Below are 14,628 nucleotides of genomic sequence, written 5' to 3' on the forward strand. Positions count from 1 at the left end.
GTTGCATGACACTCGGACCGATCACGGCGGCTTCACCTGTTGACGACCGTGAACGCTCATGGGCGGACACGCTCAAAGCGCATAATCGCCGTGTCACCAAGCAACGGATGGCGGTGATGCGAGCAACAGCCGCGTCATCCCATGCGTCGGCAGAACAGATCCACAAGTACGCATCGGAAGCTCTACCCCAGTTAGCGCTTTCAACCACGCACATGATCCTGCATGACCTCACGAACGTGAGGCTGTTACGGCGCGTGGAAGTCCCTAACTCCCCCACCCTGTATGAGGTGGAGACCGGGGATAACCATCACCATGTTCAGTGCGTGAAATGCGGCAGACTTGAGGACGTGGAGTGTGCCCTCGGGCACGCCCCGTGCCTTGAACCTTCACACACCCACGGCATCGACATTGACGTGGCGGAGGTTCTCTACCGCGGTCTTTGCGAGGACTGCAAAGAAGCATAAGGTCGTCCACAAAGTTTCAATCTCATCCAAGTAAAGGAGCAACATGGCTGAGAACACCAAGCCCCACGGCACTGGTTCAACCACCCAAGCCGGCATCCCCGCGGTCAGCGACCGCAACTCGCTGACCGTTGGTCAGGACGGCCCGATCGTCCTGCACGACCACCACCTGGTCGAGACGCTGGCACACTTCAACCGCATGAACGTTCCAGAGCGCCGCCCACACGCAAAGGGTTCCGGCGCATTCGGTGAGCTCGAGGTCACCGAGGACGTTTCGAAGTGGACCAAGGCTGACTTCCTGCAGCCTGGCAAGAAGACCCCGATGCTGGCTCGTTTCTCCACGGTTGCTGGTGAGCTCGGCTCCCCAGACACGTGGCGTGACGTTCGCGGCTTCGCGCTCAAGTTCTACACCGAAGAGGGCAACTTCGACCTCGTCGGTAACAACACCCCAGTCTTCTTTGTGCGCGACCCAATGAAGTTCCCACACTTCATCCGTTCGCAGAAACGCCTGCCTGAAAACGGCTTGCGCGACAACACGATGCAGTGGGACTTCTGGACCCAGAACCCAGAGACCGCACACCAGGTCTCCTACCTCATGGGTGACCGCGGTATCCCTAAGAGCTACCGCCACATGAACGGCTACGGCTCCCACACCTACCTGTGGGTCAACGCTGAAGGCGAGCGCTTCTGGGTTCGCTACCACTTCCTTTCCCAGCAGGGTGTTGAGGGCCTCACCAACGAGGAAGCAGAGCACCTGGCAGGTACCGACGCCGAGGCTCACCGCCGCGACCTGTTCGAGGCAATCAAGAACGGCGACTACCCGAAGTGGGACATGCACGTTCAGATCATGCCGTACGAAGAGGCTAAGACCTACCGTCTGAACCCATTCGACCTCACCAAGATCTGGCCGCTGGGTGACTACCCTCGCCACAAGGTCGGTACCTTCACGCTGAACCGCAACCCTGAGAACTTCTTCGCTGAGATCGAGCAGGCTGCTTTCTCCCCAGCGAACATGGTTCCAGGTACCGGTAACTCCCCAGACAAAATGCTGCTGGGCCGTAACTTCGCCTACGCGGATGCACAGCGCTACCGTATCGGCACCAACTTCCAGCAGCTACCTGTCAACCGTCCAATCAACGACGTCCACACCTACAACTTCGAGGGCAACATGTGGTACGAGCACACCGGTGCTCGCTCCGTTTACGCCCCGAACTCCTTCGGTGACTCGTGGTCGGATGAAGAGGGCCCGGTCGACAACGGTTGGGAAGCTGACGGCGACCTGACCCGCGCGGCCTACACACTCCGCAAGGACGACGACGACTTCTCGCAGGCACACGACCTGGTCCGCAACGTCTTCGACGACGCGGCCCGTGACCGCCTGGTCGAGACCGTATCCGGCGCACTCGCCGACGTTGTAGAGCCAGTCCTCTCCAACGCGATCGAGTACTGGAAGAACATCGACGAAGAAGTCGGCCAGCGCATCGAAGGCAACGTCCGCAAGTAAGCTGACGCGGCCTACCGCTTAAACGAGTGGGGGCGTCCAAACAGTTCAAACTGTTTGGACGCCCCCACTTCGCGTATCAAGCGAGGTTTCGTTCCGCTAGCCGGCTCGATTCCCCCTCTTGATGTGTTCTCTACTTCTTGAGGGAGCGCTCCGCGGCTTCAACAACGTTGGTCATGAGCAACGCAACCGTCATCGGGCCCACACCACCCGGATTCGGCGAAAGGTAACCTGCTACCTCTTCAACCGCCGGGTCGACGTCGCCATAGACCTTATCGCGGCCGCCCTCAGGGTCCGGTTCGCGGGTGACCCCGACATCGAGCACCGCGGCACCCGGCTTGATGTCTTCAGCCTTGATCATGTGCTTCACACCGGCGCCGGCCACCACGATGTCGGCCTGACGCAAGTGCTCGCTCATGTCCTTGGTTCCGGTGTGGGTCAGGGTCACGGTCGCGTTGTGTTCGCGGCGGGTCAGCAACAGGCCGATCGGGCGGCCGATCGTGACGCCGCGTCCCACAACGACCACGTGCTTGCCGGCGATCTCAACACCGTTGCGAGTCAAAAGCTCGATCACACCGCGCGGGGTGCACGGCAACGGGGTGTCGATCGGGTCATTGACGTTGAGCACCAGCTTGCCGAGATTCGTTGGGTGCAGGCCATCCGCGTCCTTCTTCGGATCGATCCTCTCCAAGATCGCATCCGTGTCCAGGTGCTTCGGCAACGGCAACTGAACGATGTAGCCGTGGCAGGACTCGTCCGCGTTGAGCTCATCGATCAGAGCCTCGACGTCTTCCTGGGTCGCATCCGCAGGTAGTTCACGCATGATCGAGTTCATGCCCAAAGCAACCGACTGCTTGTGCTTCATCCCCACATACAGTTGCGAGGCAGGGTCAGCGCCCACCAGGACCGTAGCGATCCCCGGGGTCACACCCTGTTCCTTGAGCGCCTCGATACGCTCAGCGAGCTCTTCCTTGATCGCCTTGGACGCCGCGCGCCCATCAAGCTTTACTGCCGTCATGACTCCCCTTACCAGTTCTCGTGGCCAGGATAGAGCGGGAAGTCAGCGGCGAGCTTATCCACGCGGGCACGCAACGCATCAACATCAGCGTTCTTGCCGTCACGCAAAGCAACCGCGATGATGTCAGCGACCTCGGTGAACTCCTTGTCGCCAAAGCCGCGGGTCGCCAGAGCCGGGGTGCCGATGCGCAGACCGGAGGTCACCATCGGCGGGCGTGGATCCCACGGGACTGAGTTGCGGTTGACCGTGATGCCGACCTCGTGCAGCAGGTCTTCGCCCTGCTGGCCATCGAGCTCGGATTCGCGCAGGTCAACCAGGACCAAGTGGACGTCGGTGCCGCCGGTCAGAACCGAAACACCGGTATCGGCAACGTCCTTGGCGGTCAGCCGTTCGGCGAGGATCTTGGCACCGCTCAGCGTGCGCTCCTGGCGGTTCTTGAACTCCTCAGAAGCGGCAACCTTGAACGCAACAGCCTTACCGGCGATCGCGTGCATGAGCGGGCCGCCCTGCTGGCCAGGGAACACTGCGGAGTTGATCTTCTTGGACATCTCAGCGGTGTTGGACAAGATCACGCCCGAGCGTGGGCCGGCGAGCGTCTTGTGAACGGTCGAGGTCGTCACATCAGCTACGGGCACCGGGTTCGGGTGCAAGCCAGCCGCCACCAGGCCAGCGAAGTGCGCCATGTCCACCCACAGAAGCGCGCCAACCTCGTCGGCGATCGAACGGAAGGCCTCGAAATCCAGCTGGCGAGGGTACGCCGAGCAGCCAGCAACGATCACGTTCGGGCGGGCCTCAAGAGCCTGCTCACGCACCTTATCCATGTCGATGCGGAACGTCTCCGGGTCTACTTCGTAAGCGGCAACGTTGTAGAGCTTGCCGGAGAAGTTGAGCTTCATGCCGTGCGTCAAGTGGCCGCCGTGAGCGAGCGAAAGGCCCAGCATCGTGTCGCCTGGGTTGATCATCGCCGCCAACGCGGCGGCGTTGGCGGAAGCTCCCGAGTGCGGCTGAACGTTGGCGAAACCCGCGCCGAACAGGGCCTTGACGCGGTCCCGCGCCAGGTCTTCAACCTGATCCACGTATTCGCAGCCGCCGTAATAGCGGCGCCCCGGATAACCTTCGGCATACTTATTCGTCAGAACCGAGCCCTGAGCCTCCAAAACACCGCGCGGAGCGAAGTTCTCAGAAGCGATCATTTCCAGGGTGTCGCGCTGACGCCCCAATTCCTGATCGATCAGGGCAGCGATTTCGGGGTCAACCTCAGCAAGCGGCTGATTAGTGACATCGGAAGTCTGTGACACGGGGCCTCTCCTGTGCAGCGCTTAGCGCTCGTTGGTGTTCGGCAACAGCGATGCCGCGGCACCCGGCACGTGAGGTGTCGAGTGAACACACGGCGGACGCCTCCATTCTAGCCCGTGAACACCCATCAGACACCGAACATAACTCGACGCACCAACTCAACGAATAGCAACCCCACCGCAAGCCCCCGCTATCGTGAACCCTATGGAGCGCAAAACTAGCCACCGCGATGTCAACAGCAGCCACCGTATTGTGGTGAGCTTGTCCTGCCCAGACCAGCCGGGCATCGTCCACCACGTGACCGGGGCGCTGTTTCAAGCCGGCGGCAACATCGTGGAATCCCAGCAGTACGGTTCTGACCAGACCGGCACGTTCTTCATGCGGATTGAAGCGGACGTGTGTCTGCCCACCGTGGATGTCGAGGCTCATCTCCGCGCGGTCGCTCAGCAGTTCCAGATGGATTTGAAGGTGTGGGACGCGGACGCGCCACTGCGGACCCTCATCATGTGTTCAAAGGCCCCGCACGCGCTCGAAGAGTTGTTGAGCCGCCAGCACGCAGGCTACCTGCCGATCGAGGTGCCGCTCATTGTCTCCAACCACACCGCGTTGAAGCCGCTCGCTGAGTTTTATGGCGTACCGTTCACGCACATCCCAGTCACGAAAGACACCAAGGCAGACGCCGAGGCGAAGCTGCGTGAGCTTGTTGCTGAGCACGAGATCGACCTCGTGGTGCTCGCCCGTTACATGCAGATCCTCTCCGATGAGCTCTGCAACGAACTATCTGGCCGGGCGATCAACATCCACCACTCGTTCCTGCCCTCCTTCAAGGGGGCCCGGCCGTACCACCAGGCGCATGCCCGCGGTGTCAAACTCATCGGCGCCACCGCGCACTATGTGACCAGCGACCTCGACGAAGGCCCGATCATCGACCAGGCCGTGACCCCGGTGCGTCACGACCGCACCCCGGAAGAACTCGTGCAGCAAGGTAGCGCTACCGAGGCACAGACGCTCGCGCGCGCGGTACGGTGGCACGCCCAGCATCGCGTGCTCCTGGACGGCCACCGCACGGTTGTCTTCGATTAGGCACAGTTGTTTTCGACTGAACTGTTTATTTTCGACTGTTTATTTTCGACCGCGCCGGAGGGCTCGGTTAGGCAGTGTTGCCCTAAGCCCTGCGTAGCAGCGCGATGACCTCCATGTGCGGGGTTTGAGGGAACATGTCGAACAAGCGCGCCTGCTCGATGCTCCAGTTGCTCATCGCGGCGAGGTCACGGGCGAGCGTGGTGGGGTTGCAACTCGAATAGATGATGCTCTCGGCTTCGCATTCGTTGAGCCACACGGGCAGGTCTGGACCTAGTCCGCGCCGAGGCGGATTGACGATGATGAGCTCTGGCGCAGGTTTCTCGCGAACCCACTGCGTCGCATCAGCCGCGATGAACTCGACCTCGCTGATTCCCTGTGCCGCTGCCGCGGCGTTGCCGGCAGCGACCGCCTCGACAGAGGTCTCAACGCCGATCACATGCCCGGCCCCGGCCTGGGCCGCTGTGAACCCGAAACCGCCGACGCCCGCATACAGATCCCACACGGTCTCCGGCGGCCCTGCATGGCTGTCCGGCGAGGCTGCTGCGATCCACTCCCCCGCCTGGGCATAAAGCCCCTCGGCAACCGCCTGATTAGTCTGCACAAACCCTTGCGGACGAACCCGCAACGGCAGGCGGCTGATCGTGAGCGGGAACGTGGTTTCACCGGCTAGATGGATTTCTTCTTCTCCCTCGGCGAGCGCGACGTGATCCGGCAACATGTTGGCTGTCACGGTCACGATGTGCGGGGCTCTTTCGAGGAATCCTGCCAGGTTCGGCCGCAAGGCTTTGACGCCGGCGCGGGAGCGCATCACGAAGCGCAGCATGATCTGCCCGGCCTCGTTCAACGTCATGTGGACTTGTTTGAGCTCTCCGGCGCGCTCGGGGACGGAATACGGGGCGAGCTTGCTGATGCGGATGAGCGAGTGGATCAGCCCGAACATGCGGGTCAGTTCCGGGTGGATCACCCTGCATTCGCGCAAGTCCACACCGCGGCGCTCCCGGTCCAGAATCCCGAAAGTCGGGCGTCGATAGGTTCCGCCCACCACCATTTTGATGCGGGTGCGGTAGCCCTGCTCAGGCCCAGTGAACGGTTCAAGCCAGGCCGTTGGCCCGTACGGCTCGAGCAACGTTTGAGCCTGGCTCTGTTTGAGTTCAACCTGTTGGGCGTAGGGCTGTTGAATGAGCGTGCAGGATAAACACACTCCCGCATCGTAATAATCGCACTGCATGATGCATCCATTATGGCGGTAGATCCCGTTGCGTGATGCTTCACATACGCGTGCATGGCGAGCCGAACTCGCGGCGCGAGCGCGGGTTGGTGGATGATGCTCGGTATGCAACGAAAGTCTGGCGCCTCACGAAAATTCAAGAAAACGTTTAACAAACTCATGGCCCTTGCTGTGACTGCGCTCTTGATTTTCGTGATCGGCAAGCTCTCCATCAACGGTAGTTCAACCGCACCGAATGAAACCGCGCCGGGTGAAAGCAAGCCCAGCGCGACCGCACCCTCCACGCCGGCGCCTTCCAAAACCGCGCCTTCCAAAACAGCGCCGTCCCAAACCGCGCCGGGTGACAATAAAGCCACTGATCCCGCGCGGTCTCATAATGCGGCAGCGGTCCTGGAGACCCTCGAGGTCAAGGGCCGCGCACCTAAGACCGGCTATAACCGTAAAGAGTCTTTCGGGCGGGCGTGGCTCGATACCGACCGTAACGGTTGCCGCACCCGCGACGACATCCTCAAGCGAGACCTGAGCGATATCACCCAACAAGGCCGCTGCGGCGTCGAAAAAGGTGTCCTACGTGACCCGTATTCGGGCGACATGATCAACTTTCAGCGCGGCCCCCGCACCTCCGAGGCGGTCCAGATCGACCATGTCGTAGCGTTATCTGACGCGTGGCAGAAGGGCGCCCAGAACTTGAGCAAACGCGAACGGATCTTGCTCGCGAATGACCCGCTGAACCTGCTAGCGGTCTCCGGGCCACTCAACCAGCAGAAATCTGACCGCGACGCCGCAAGCTGGCTCCCACCCAATAAGGCCTACAGGTGCCCGATGGTGGCCCGCCAGATCGCCGTGAAGTCCCGCTATAAACTGTGGGTCACCCAGGCTGAAAAGGACGCGATGAAACAGGTCCTGAAACGCTGCCCCGACCAAACCGTGCCCACCGAAGGGTTCGATCCCCAGGATGCTCCAGAGATGCCGAGCTCCTGGAAACAAGACTGAACGGCTTTGGATGCAAGAGTGGGCCTGCGTCAGTAGGCTTGCTACATGGCACACATCATTGCACTCGATAACGGCACCCCTGACGTGGGCGCTGCCGCATTCCTAGCCCCAACCGCCACGGTAAGTGGCGATGCAGTTTTAGCAGAAGACTCTTCGGCGTTCTATGGGGTATCAGTCCGTGGGGATTCCGCGCCGATCCGCATCGGCGCCCGCACCAACCTGCAGGATAACGTGGTGGTCCACGCTGACCCTGAGTACCCGTGCACGCTCGGCGATGACGTTACGGTCGGCCACGCCGCAGTGGTGCACGGCTGCACGGTGGGTGATGGCACGCTCATCGGGATGTCGGCGACCATCATGAACGGCGCGGTCATCGGCGAGCAGTCGCTCATCGCCGCTGGCGCGCTGGTTCTGGAGGGTATGGAGGTCCCTCCGCGCTCGCTGGTCGCCGGGGCTCCTGCGAAGGTTCGCCGCGAACTGACCGACGAGGAAGTCGCTGCACTCTCAACGTCCGCTGAAACCTACGTCGGCCTGGCTCGCCGCCACGCAGCAGCGCTAAGCAGCTAAAGCACTGCGGCGCTGCCACACAAACACACTGGAACTTAAACACACTGACGTTTAAACACACGGGCGGCGTGACCATGTGGTCACGCCGCCCGTTCGCTGTATCAGCGAGAAACTTAAGCTTTGAGACCGTCGATGATCTCGTTGAGGGTTGCGGATGGCCGCATGATCTCGGAGACCTTCTTCTCGTCTGGGCGGTAGTAGCCACCCAGCTCAACAGCCACACCCTGTGCGCCGTTGAGCTCGGAGATGATCTGCTCTTCCTTCTCAACCAGTGCCTTCGCAACAGGTGCGAAGACCTCCGCGAGGCGTGCGTCCTCGGTCTGCTTGGCGAGCTCTTCAGCCCAGTAGCGGACCAGGTAGTAGTGGGAGCCGCGGTTGTCGAGCTCGCCTACCTTGCGGGATGGGGACTTGTTCTCATCCAGGAACGTGCCGGTCGCTGCGTCGAGTGCGCGGCCGAGAACCTCAGCTGCTGGGGTCTCGGTCTGGCGGCCGAACTTCTCGAAGGATTCAGCCAAAGCGAGGAACTCGCCGAGGGAGTCCCAACGCAGGTGGTTCTCTTCAACGAGCTGCTGGACGTGCTTCGGTGCGGAACCGCCAGCGCCGGTCTCGAACAGGCCACCGCCAGCGAGCAACGGGACGATCGAGAGCATCTTCGCAGACGTGCCGAGCTCGAGGATCGGGAACAGATCGGTCAGGTAGTCACGTAGGACGTTACCGGTCACCGAGATGGTGTCCTCACCCTTGCGGATGCGGTCCACCGAGAACTGGGTTGCTTCCTTCGGGGCGAGGATGCGGATGTCCAGGCCGTCGGTGTCGAGGTCCTTGAGGTAGGTGTTGACCTTCTCGATGAGGTTCGCATCGTGTGCGCGGTTCTCATCGAGCCAGAACACAACTGGCATACCGGACTGGCGGGAGCGCTCAACTGCGAGCTCAACCCAGTTGCGGATCGGCAGGTCCTTGGTCTGGCATGCACGCCAGATGTCGCCGGCCTCAACCTCGTGGGAGATCAGGACGTCGCCCGCGGAGTTGACGACCTCAACTGTGCCGTCTTCCTCAAGCTGGAAGGTCTTGTCGTGCGAACCGTACTCTTCGGCCTTCTGGGCCATGAGGCCGACGTTCGGGACGGTACCCATGGTTGCTGGGTCGAATGCACCGTTGGCGCGGCAGTCCTCGATCACGGTCTGGTAGACGCCCGCGTAGGAGGAGTCTGGGATGATCGCCAGGGTGTCCTGGGTCTTATCGTCCGCGTTCCACATCTGGCCGGAGGTGCGGATCATCGCTGGCATGGATGCGTCAACGATGATGTCCGATGGGACGTGCAGGTTGGTGATCCCGCGCGAGGAATCGACCATCGCGATCGCTGGGCCTTCGTTGTAGGCCTTCTCGATCTCAGCCTTGACGCCTTCGGCCGTCTCGGAGTCGAGGGAATCCAAGCCGGAGATGATCGAGGCCAGGCCGTTGTTCGGGGACAAACCGGCTTCAGCGAGCTTCTCGCCGTACTTGGCGAACAGGTCAGCGAAGTATGCGCGCACAACGCGGCCAAAGATGATCGGGTCGGAGACCTTCATCATGGTCGCCTTGAGGTGCGCGGAGAACAGGATGCCTTCATCCTTAGCGCGTGCAACCTGTTCCTTGAGGAACGCATCGAGCGCCTTCACAGACATGAAGGTACCGTCAACAACCTCGCCTTCAAGCACCTTGAACGCAGGCTTGAGAACCTTAGCCTCGCCACCGGCAGGGGTGAAGCGGATGGTGAGTTCGTCGTCTTTCTCCAGGACAACGGACTTCTCGTTGGACGCGAAGTCGTTCTTGCCCATCGTCGCGACGTTGGTCTTGGATTCTTTAGTCCACTCACCCATCGAGTGTGGGTTCTTCTTCGCGTAGCTCTTGACCGACTGCGGTGCGCGGCGGTCAGAGTTACCCTCACGCAGAACCGGGTTCACGGCCGAACCCATGACCTTGCCGTAGAGCTCACGGATCTCGCGCTCTTCGTCAGTCTTTGGCTCATCTGGGAAGTCCGGCAGGTCATAGCCCTGCCCCTGCAGCTCAGCAACGGCTGCCTTTAGCTGTGGAACAGAAGCCGAAATGTTCGGTAGCTTCACGATGTTCGCGTCCGGGCTCTGGGTCATCTCGCCCAGCTCGGCCAGTGCATCGTTGATGCGCTGGTTTTCCGGGAGCAAGTGAGAAAACGTTGCGATGATGCGGCCAGCCAGCGAAATATCGCGGGTCTCCATCGGCACGTCCGCTTGGGAGGCGAAAGCCTCAACCATCGGCAGGAACGAGTGCGTGGCCAGCATCGGCGCTTCGTCAGTGTGTGTATAGATGATTTTTGCCATGTGGTGGCGTTCTCCCTCAACAGTCGCTGATGAGTTGACTTGTGCCCTGAGCTTGGCAGGGCACACTCGCTTCTATTCTAGATGGTCGCAAGAAGGCCGGTGAGGTTTATTGCCGAACACGCGTTCACGAGCAATCAACCACACCGGCCTCTCTAGCTGGCTTCTTTAGTGGAAGAAGTGGCGTTCGCCGGTGAAGTACATCGTCACGCCGGCTTTGTTCGCCGCGTCGATCGTGTCTTGGTCACGCACCGATCCTCCCGGTTGGACGATCGCGCGCACACCGGCGTTGATCAGGACCTCCGGGCCGTCAGCGAACGGGAAGAAAGCGTCCGATGCGGCCACGGCACCGCGTGCGCGTTCCTCCGACTGTGCGTTGGCGTCGGCCTCAGCACCGCCTGCGGCGTTGACGTCGGATGCGACTGTGACACCGAGGGTGTTGGCACGTTCGACCGCGAGCCGGCAGGAATCCACGCGGTTGACCTGGCCCATCCCGATGCCGACCGCGGCGCCGTCGTTGGCGAGCAGGATCGCGTTCGACTTAGCCGAACGCAGGGCACGCCACGCGAATGCGAGATCAGCCAAGGTCTTCTCATCGGCTGGTTCACCTGCGGCCAGGGTCCAGGTCTGCGGGTCATCACCTGGGGCATCGAGCTGATCGGTGGTCTGGAGCAGTGCGCCGCCGGAAATCTGGCGGATCAAGACCGTGTCCTGCGTGAAGCCCTCAGGCAGGCTCAACAGGCGGATGTTCTTTTTCTTCGAAAGGATCTCAACGGCCTCGTCCTCGAAGCCTGGGGCGACAACAACCTCGGTGAAGATCTCAGAAACCGTGCGCGCCATACCCGCTGTGACAGGGCGGTTAGCCGCGATCACGCCACCGAAAGCAGACAACGGATCGGTTGCGTGGGCCTTACGGTGCGCATCAGCGATCGGGTCCTCAGCCCCCGGGGTCGCGACCGCGATGCCGCACGGATTCGCGTGCTTAATCACGGCAACGGCAGGCTCATCGAAGTCATAGGCAGCACGCACTGCCGCGTCCGCGTCCTGATAGTTGTTGTAGCTCATCGCCTTACCGTGCAACTGCTCAGCCTGAGCAATACCCGGGGAAGCCGCGTGATCAACATACAGCGCTGCCGGCTGGTGCGGGTTCTCGCCGTAACGCAGAACCTCAGCACGCTCAAGCGACAAACCCGCATACGGCGGGAAGACCGGGGCCTCCGCGGCCTCGGGATCACCGAACTGCGCCGCAGTCCACGCGGCAACCGCATTGTCATAAGCGGCAGTGTGAGCGAAAGCCAGCGAAGCCAGACGACGGCGGGTCGCCAGGTCGAAGCCCTCACCACGGGCCGCCTCAACCACCTGGCCATAGAACTCAGGGTTGACCACCACAGCAACCGAAGGATGGTTCTTAGCTGCCGCACGCACCATCGACGGGCCGCCGATGTCGATCTGCTCAATCACCGCGTCCTGGTCAGCGCCCGAACGCACCGTCTCAACGAACGGGTACAGGTTCACAACCACCAGATCAAACGGCTCAATCTCCATATCCTTGAGCTGCTGAACATGATCATCCTTACGGCGGTCCGCCAGAATACCGGCGTGAACCCGCGGATGCAGCGTCTTCACACGGCCTTCAAGGCATTCCTGGAACCCCGTCACCTCAGAGACCTCAGTCACCGGGATGCCCGCATCAGCGATACGGCCAGCAGTAGAACCGGTAGAGACAATCGCAACGCCGGCCTCATGCAGGCCGCGGGCTAGATCTTCCAAACCGGTCTTGTCATATACAGAGATCAGTGCACGCTTAATCGGAACAGTCGTGGGCGTGGAATCCTGAACGGTCACGAGAAAAGGCTCCTCAGGAGAAATCGCGGAACAAGACGCACTACACGTGCGCACCAGAAAGCGCCCGCCGCGAAACGGCAGGCACACCCAGTCTACGCGTCAGGCGTACGCGTGAGGGAAGCTGATCACGCCATCAGCCAAGCCCTGCAAAACCTCAATCAACGCAGAACGCTCCTGAACCTTGATCCGCTCATGCAGCTCATCCTGGGATTCACCATCCCGCACCTCAACGGCACGCTGAGCGATGATCGGGCCCGTATCCACCCCAGCATCAACCCAGTGCACAGTACAGCCGGTGACCTTGACCCCATAAGCCAACGCGTCCCGCACACCGTGAGCACCAGGGAAAGACGGCAGCAACGCCGGATGCGTATTCACCGTCCTATCCCCGAAACGCTCCAGAAACGCCGCCCCCAGAATCCGCATAAACCCCGAACACACCACCACATCCGGGGAAAAACCAGCCACCGCAGAAGCCAACGCCGCATCCCAGCCAGCACGCGCATCGTAATCCCGAGGGTCCACCACAAACGTTTCAGCACCCAAAACATCAGCCCGATGCAAACCAGCCGCCCCCGGCTGATCCGTACCCACCGCGACAATCTCCACACCCGTCAACCGGCCAGCAGAAACCGCATCAACAACAGCCTGAAAATTCGTACCAGACCCAGAAAGCAGAACAACAGCACGCATACCCAAACCCTACCTAGACTCAGTCATCCAAAACCGGGTCACGCTCAAACAATGGCGCAGCAACATTACCGAGCACAGCGCCCACGCCGATCTCCGCAACCAACAAGCCAGCCGAAACCCACACGTGCGGCCCGATCCACGTGAAAATACCCAGCCCCAACGTGCCAGAAGACAACAAAGCCAACACCACGAAACCCACTGCAGAGACCGCGCCCACCAACAAACCCAACATGAGCGAAGACAACGTCACACCAATCCAGCGCTGCGAAAAACGAAGAGTCAACCACTCCTCCAAATGGTTCTCGCCCTCACGCATAAACCACCAGCCGGCAACAACACCAGCAAGCACCGGGATAGCCACAACCCACACCTGCGGGCCATCCGGCAACATCCCCAAAACCGGCAACGGAGGCATATCCGTCCCGAACGAACCAAACGCAGAAATCGAGGTGGTGCTACCCAACGCGAACCCGCCACCACTGACATAAGCCAGCGTGTACATCACTATGTTCGGCACAAACACAAGCTGCAGCAACATCAACGCGGCACCACCCCACAGGCCCGGATTCAGGCGCATCACAGTGTTGATCACATCAACCCAATGCAGCACCAACTGCACCGTGAACGCCGCCGAAGCCAACCCCACAGCCATCACAAGCCCCACAAAACCAGCGCGAACCACAGCCCACACATACGAGCCAGCCCACCGCTGATACTGCGAATGGTGAAGCACCCGCTCCGCCGCATTAAAACCAATCAACCGGCCAAACGAACCCGCCTCACGCCACGCGCCACCAATCAAACCGAGCCCGTGAATCACCAACGGAATCAACAACGCGCCCCACCACGGCGAAGCAATCAGCTCAGAGGACGCCCACCACGTCGTCACAATCCCGAGCACCCCGTACACCAGAAGCGAACCCAGCATCGCCTGCCACAACTGATCAGACCACGAGGCCCGCGCCAACCGCCGCCCAGCACGCCACGCCAACCAGCCAGGCAACACAACAAAACCTAGAGGCAAGAACCACATCGTGCCAGCCCCGCCAATAGCGGCCTCGGAACGCACCAACGGAACCCCATGCCCCAACAGCCACCACCGCCCCGTGACACGAGCGACCTCGCTGACATCCGCGCCCAACCAGCCACCAGACATCGCGGCGCCAGCCACCGGAAGCGCAACAACAAGCAAACCCAGAACATACACCTGGATCGCCTCAATACCGCCCTGGATCACCAACGGAAGCGGCATGCCCTCCTGCAAGCCCACGCGGAAACGGTACAGAGCCTCGCGGGTGCGGGTCGTCAAAGAAACACGCTCATCCCCTACCCCATACACGAGCTGCTCCGCCGCACCCTCACCGGCTGCCGCCGCCTCAGCATCACGTGGACTACCGGCCTCAGATGACGTTTCAGCGTCCCCGGCTCCGCCGGCGTCGCGCGAATCCTTAAAATCCGTAGGCATCCTGCAACATCCCTCAACAAACTCACTTCAGCATCCACGGCCACGCCGCATGCTTCACCACCGATCGTGCCATCTTAGAACCCACACCACACGCAGGCGCGGCGAAATCGCCCACCCTTGAGCCCCAAAAACTCCAAAGTGTGGC

12 protein-coding genes are annotated in these 14,628 nt (G+C 61.3%); 5 read left to right on the forward strand and 7 right to left on the reverse strand.

Annotation, left to right across the window (positions count from 1 at the left end; translation table 11 throughout):
* Positions 1-5: 5 nt before the first annotated feature.
* Positions 6-464 carry a Fur family transcriptional regulator gene (locus HMPREF3175_RS00335; protein ID WP_052048276.1) on the forward strand — a complete coding sequence of 153 codons (459 nt, stop codon included), beginning with the start codon at positions 6-8 and terminating at the stop codon, positions 462-464.
* A 43-nt stretch (positions 465-507) separates the two neighbouring features.
* Complete coding sequence (locus HMPREF3175_RS00340) at positions 508-1,965, forward strand: catalase (protein WP_035754910.1); 1,458 nt, start codon at positions 508-510, stop codon at positions 1,963-1,965.
* Between the two features lie 130 nt (positions 1,966-2,095).
* Here HMPREF3175_RS00340 and HMPREF3175_RS00345 read toward each other — a convergent pair whose 3' ends face one another.
* On the reverse strand, positions 2,096-2,980 hold the full coding sequence (locus HMPREF3175_RS00345; protein WP_070490039.1) for a bifunctional methylenetetrahydrofolate dehydrogenase/methenyltetrahydrofolate cyclohydrolase: 885 nt from the start codon (positions 2,978-2,980) through the stop codon (positions 2,096-2,098).
* An 8-nt stretch (positions 2,981-2,988) separates the two neighbouring features.
* Entirely contained in the window at positions 2,989-4,278 is a 1,290-nt protein-coding gene (glyA, locus tag HMPREF3175_RS00350) for a serine hydroxymethyltransferase (RefSeq protein ID WP_070490042.1), read from the reverse strand.
* Between the two features lie 202 nt (positions 4,279-4,480).
* On the opposite strand from glyA, the gene purU reads away from it, so the two are divergent.
* Entirely contained in the window at positions 4,481-5,359 is an 879-nt protein-coding gene (gene purU / locus HMPREF3175_RS00355) for a formyltetrahydrofolate deformylase (RefSeq protein WP_052048275.1), read from the forward strand.
* Positions 5,360-5,441: 82 nt separating this feature from the next.
* On the opposite strand, the gene HMPREF3175_RS00360 is transcribed toward purU, so the two are convergent.
* A complete protein-coding gene (locus HMPREF3175_RS00360; RefSeq protein WP_070490044.1) occupies positions 5,442-6,587 on the reverse strand; it encodes a class I SAM-dependent methyltransferase in 1,146 nt (381 codons plus the stop codon).
* A gap of 54 nt (positions 6,588-6,641) precedes the next feature.
* On the opposite strand from HMPREF3175_RS00360, the gene HMPREF3175_RS00365 reads away from it, so the two are divergent.
* Complete coding sequence (locus tag HMPREF3175_RS00365; RefSeq protein WP_239446213.1) at positions 6,642-7,580, forward strand: HNH endonuclease family protein; 939 nt, start codon at positions 6,642-6,644, stop codon at positions 7,578-7,580.
* A gap of 45 nt (positions 7,581-7,625) precedes the next feature.
* Complete coding sequence (locus HMPREF3175_RS00370; protein ID WP_070490047.1) at positions 7,626-8,147, forward strand: gamma carbonic anhydrase family protein; 522 nt, start codon at positions 7,626-7,628, stop codon at positions 8,145-8,147.
* A 113-nt stretch (positions 8,148-8,260) separates the two neighbouring features.
* Here HMPREF3175_RS00370 and HMPREF3175_RS00375 read toward each other — a convergent pair whose 3' ends face one another.
* From HMPREF3175_RS00375 to HMPREF3175_RS00390, 4 genes are all read right to left on the reverse strand, one after another.
* Positions 8,261-10,483, reverse strand: coding sequence for an NADP-dependent isocitrate dehydrogenase (locus tag HMPREF3175_RS00375; RefSeq protein WP_070490049.1), 2,223 nt, complete (start codon positions 10,481-10,483; stop codon positions 8,261-8,263).
* A 165-nt stretch (positions 10,484-10,648) separates the two neighbouring features.
* Positions 10,649-12,325 carry a bifunctional phosphoribosylaminoimidazolecarboxamide formyltransferase/IMP cyclohydrolase gene (gene purH / locus HMPREF3175_RS00380; protein WP_070490052.1) on the reverse strand — a complete coding sequence of 559 codons (1,677 nt, stop codon included), beginning with the start codon at positions 12,323-12,325 and terminating at the stop codon, positions 10,649-10,651.
* A gap of 99 nt (positions 12,326-12,424) precedes the next feature.
* Positions 12,425-13,018 (reverse strand): phosphoribosylglycinamide formyltransferase, encoded by a 594-nt coding sequence (purN, locus tag HMPREF3175_RS00385; protein ID WP_070490055.1) that lies wholly within the window; start codon positions 13,016-13,018, stop codon positions 12,425-12,427.
* Between the two features lie 19 nt (positions 13,019-13,037).
* Positions 13,038-14,483 carry a cell division protein PerM gene (locus HMPREF3175_RS00390; RefSeq protein WP_083289318.1) on the reverse strand — a complete coding sequence of 482 codons (1,446 nt, stop codon included), beginning with the start codon at positions 14,481-14,483 and terminating at the stop codon, positions 13,038-13,040.
* Between the last annotated feature and the right edge of the window lie 145 nt (positions 14,484-14,628).

It is taken from the genome of Arthrobacter sp. HMSC08H08 (assembly GCF_001807575.1).
Classification (GTDB): Bacteria; Actinomycetota; Actinomycetes; order Actinomycetales; family Micrococcaceae; genus Pseudoglutamicibacter; species Pseudoglutamicibacter albus.

Coding starts and splice junctions, on each gene's coding strand:
- HMPREF3175_RS00335 (WP_052048276.1), top strand. CDS start 6: ATGACACTCGGACCGATCACGGCGGCTTCACCTGTTGACGACCGTGAA.
- HMPREF3175_RS00340 (WP_035754910.1), top strand. CDS start 508: ATGGCTGAGAACACCAAGCCCCACGGCACTGGTTCAACCACCCAAGCC.
- HMPREF3175_RS00360 (WP_070490044.1), bottom strand. CDS start 6,587: ATGCAGTGCGATTATTACGATGCGGGAGTGTGTTTATCCTGCACGCTC.
- purN (WP_070490055.1), bottom strand. CDS start 13,018: ATGCGTGCTGTTGTTCTGCTTTCTGGGTCTGGTACGAATTTTCAGGCT.
- HMPREF3175_RS00370 (WP_070490047.1), top strand. CDS start 7,626: ATGGCACACATCATTGCACTCGATAACGGCACCCCTGACGTGGGCGCT.
- HMPREF3175_RS00345 (WP_070490039.1), bottom strand. CDS start 2,980: ATGACGGCAGTAAAGCTTGATGGGCGCGCGGCGTCCAAGGCGATCAAG.
- HMPREF3175_RS00365 (WP_239446213.1), top strand. CDS start 6,642: ATGGCGAGCCGAACTCGCGGCGCGAGCGCGGGTTGGTGGATGATGCTC.
- HMPREF3175_RS00390 (WP_083289318.1), bottom strand. CDS start 14,483: ATGCCTACGGATTTTAAGGATTCGCGCGACGCCGGCGGAGCCGGGGAC.
- purU (WP_052048275.1), top strand. CDS start 4,481: ATGGAGCGCAAAACTAGCCACCGCGATGTCAACAGCAGCCACCGTATT.
- HMPREF3175_RS00375 (WP_070490049.1), bottom strand. CDS start 10,483: ATGGCAAAAATCATCTATACACACACTGACGAAGCGCCGATGCTGGCC.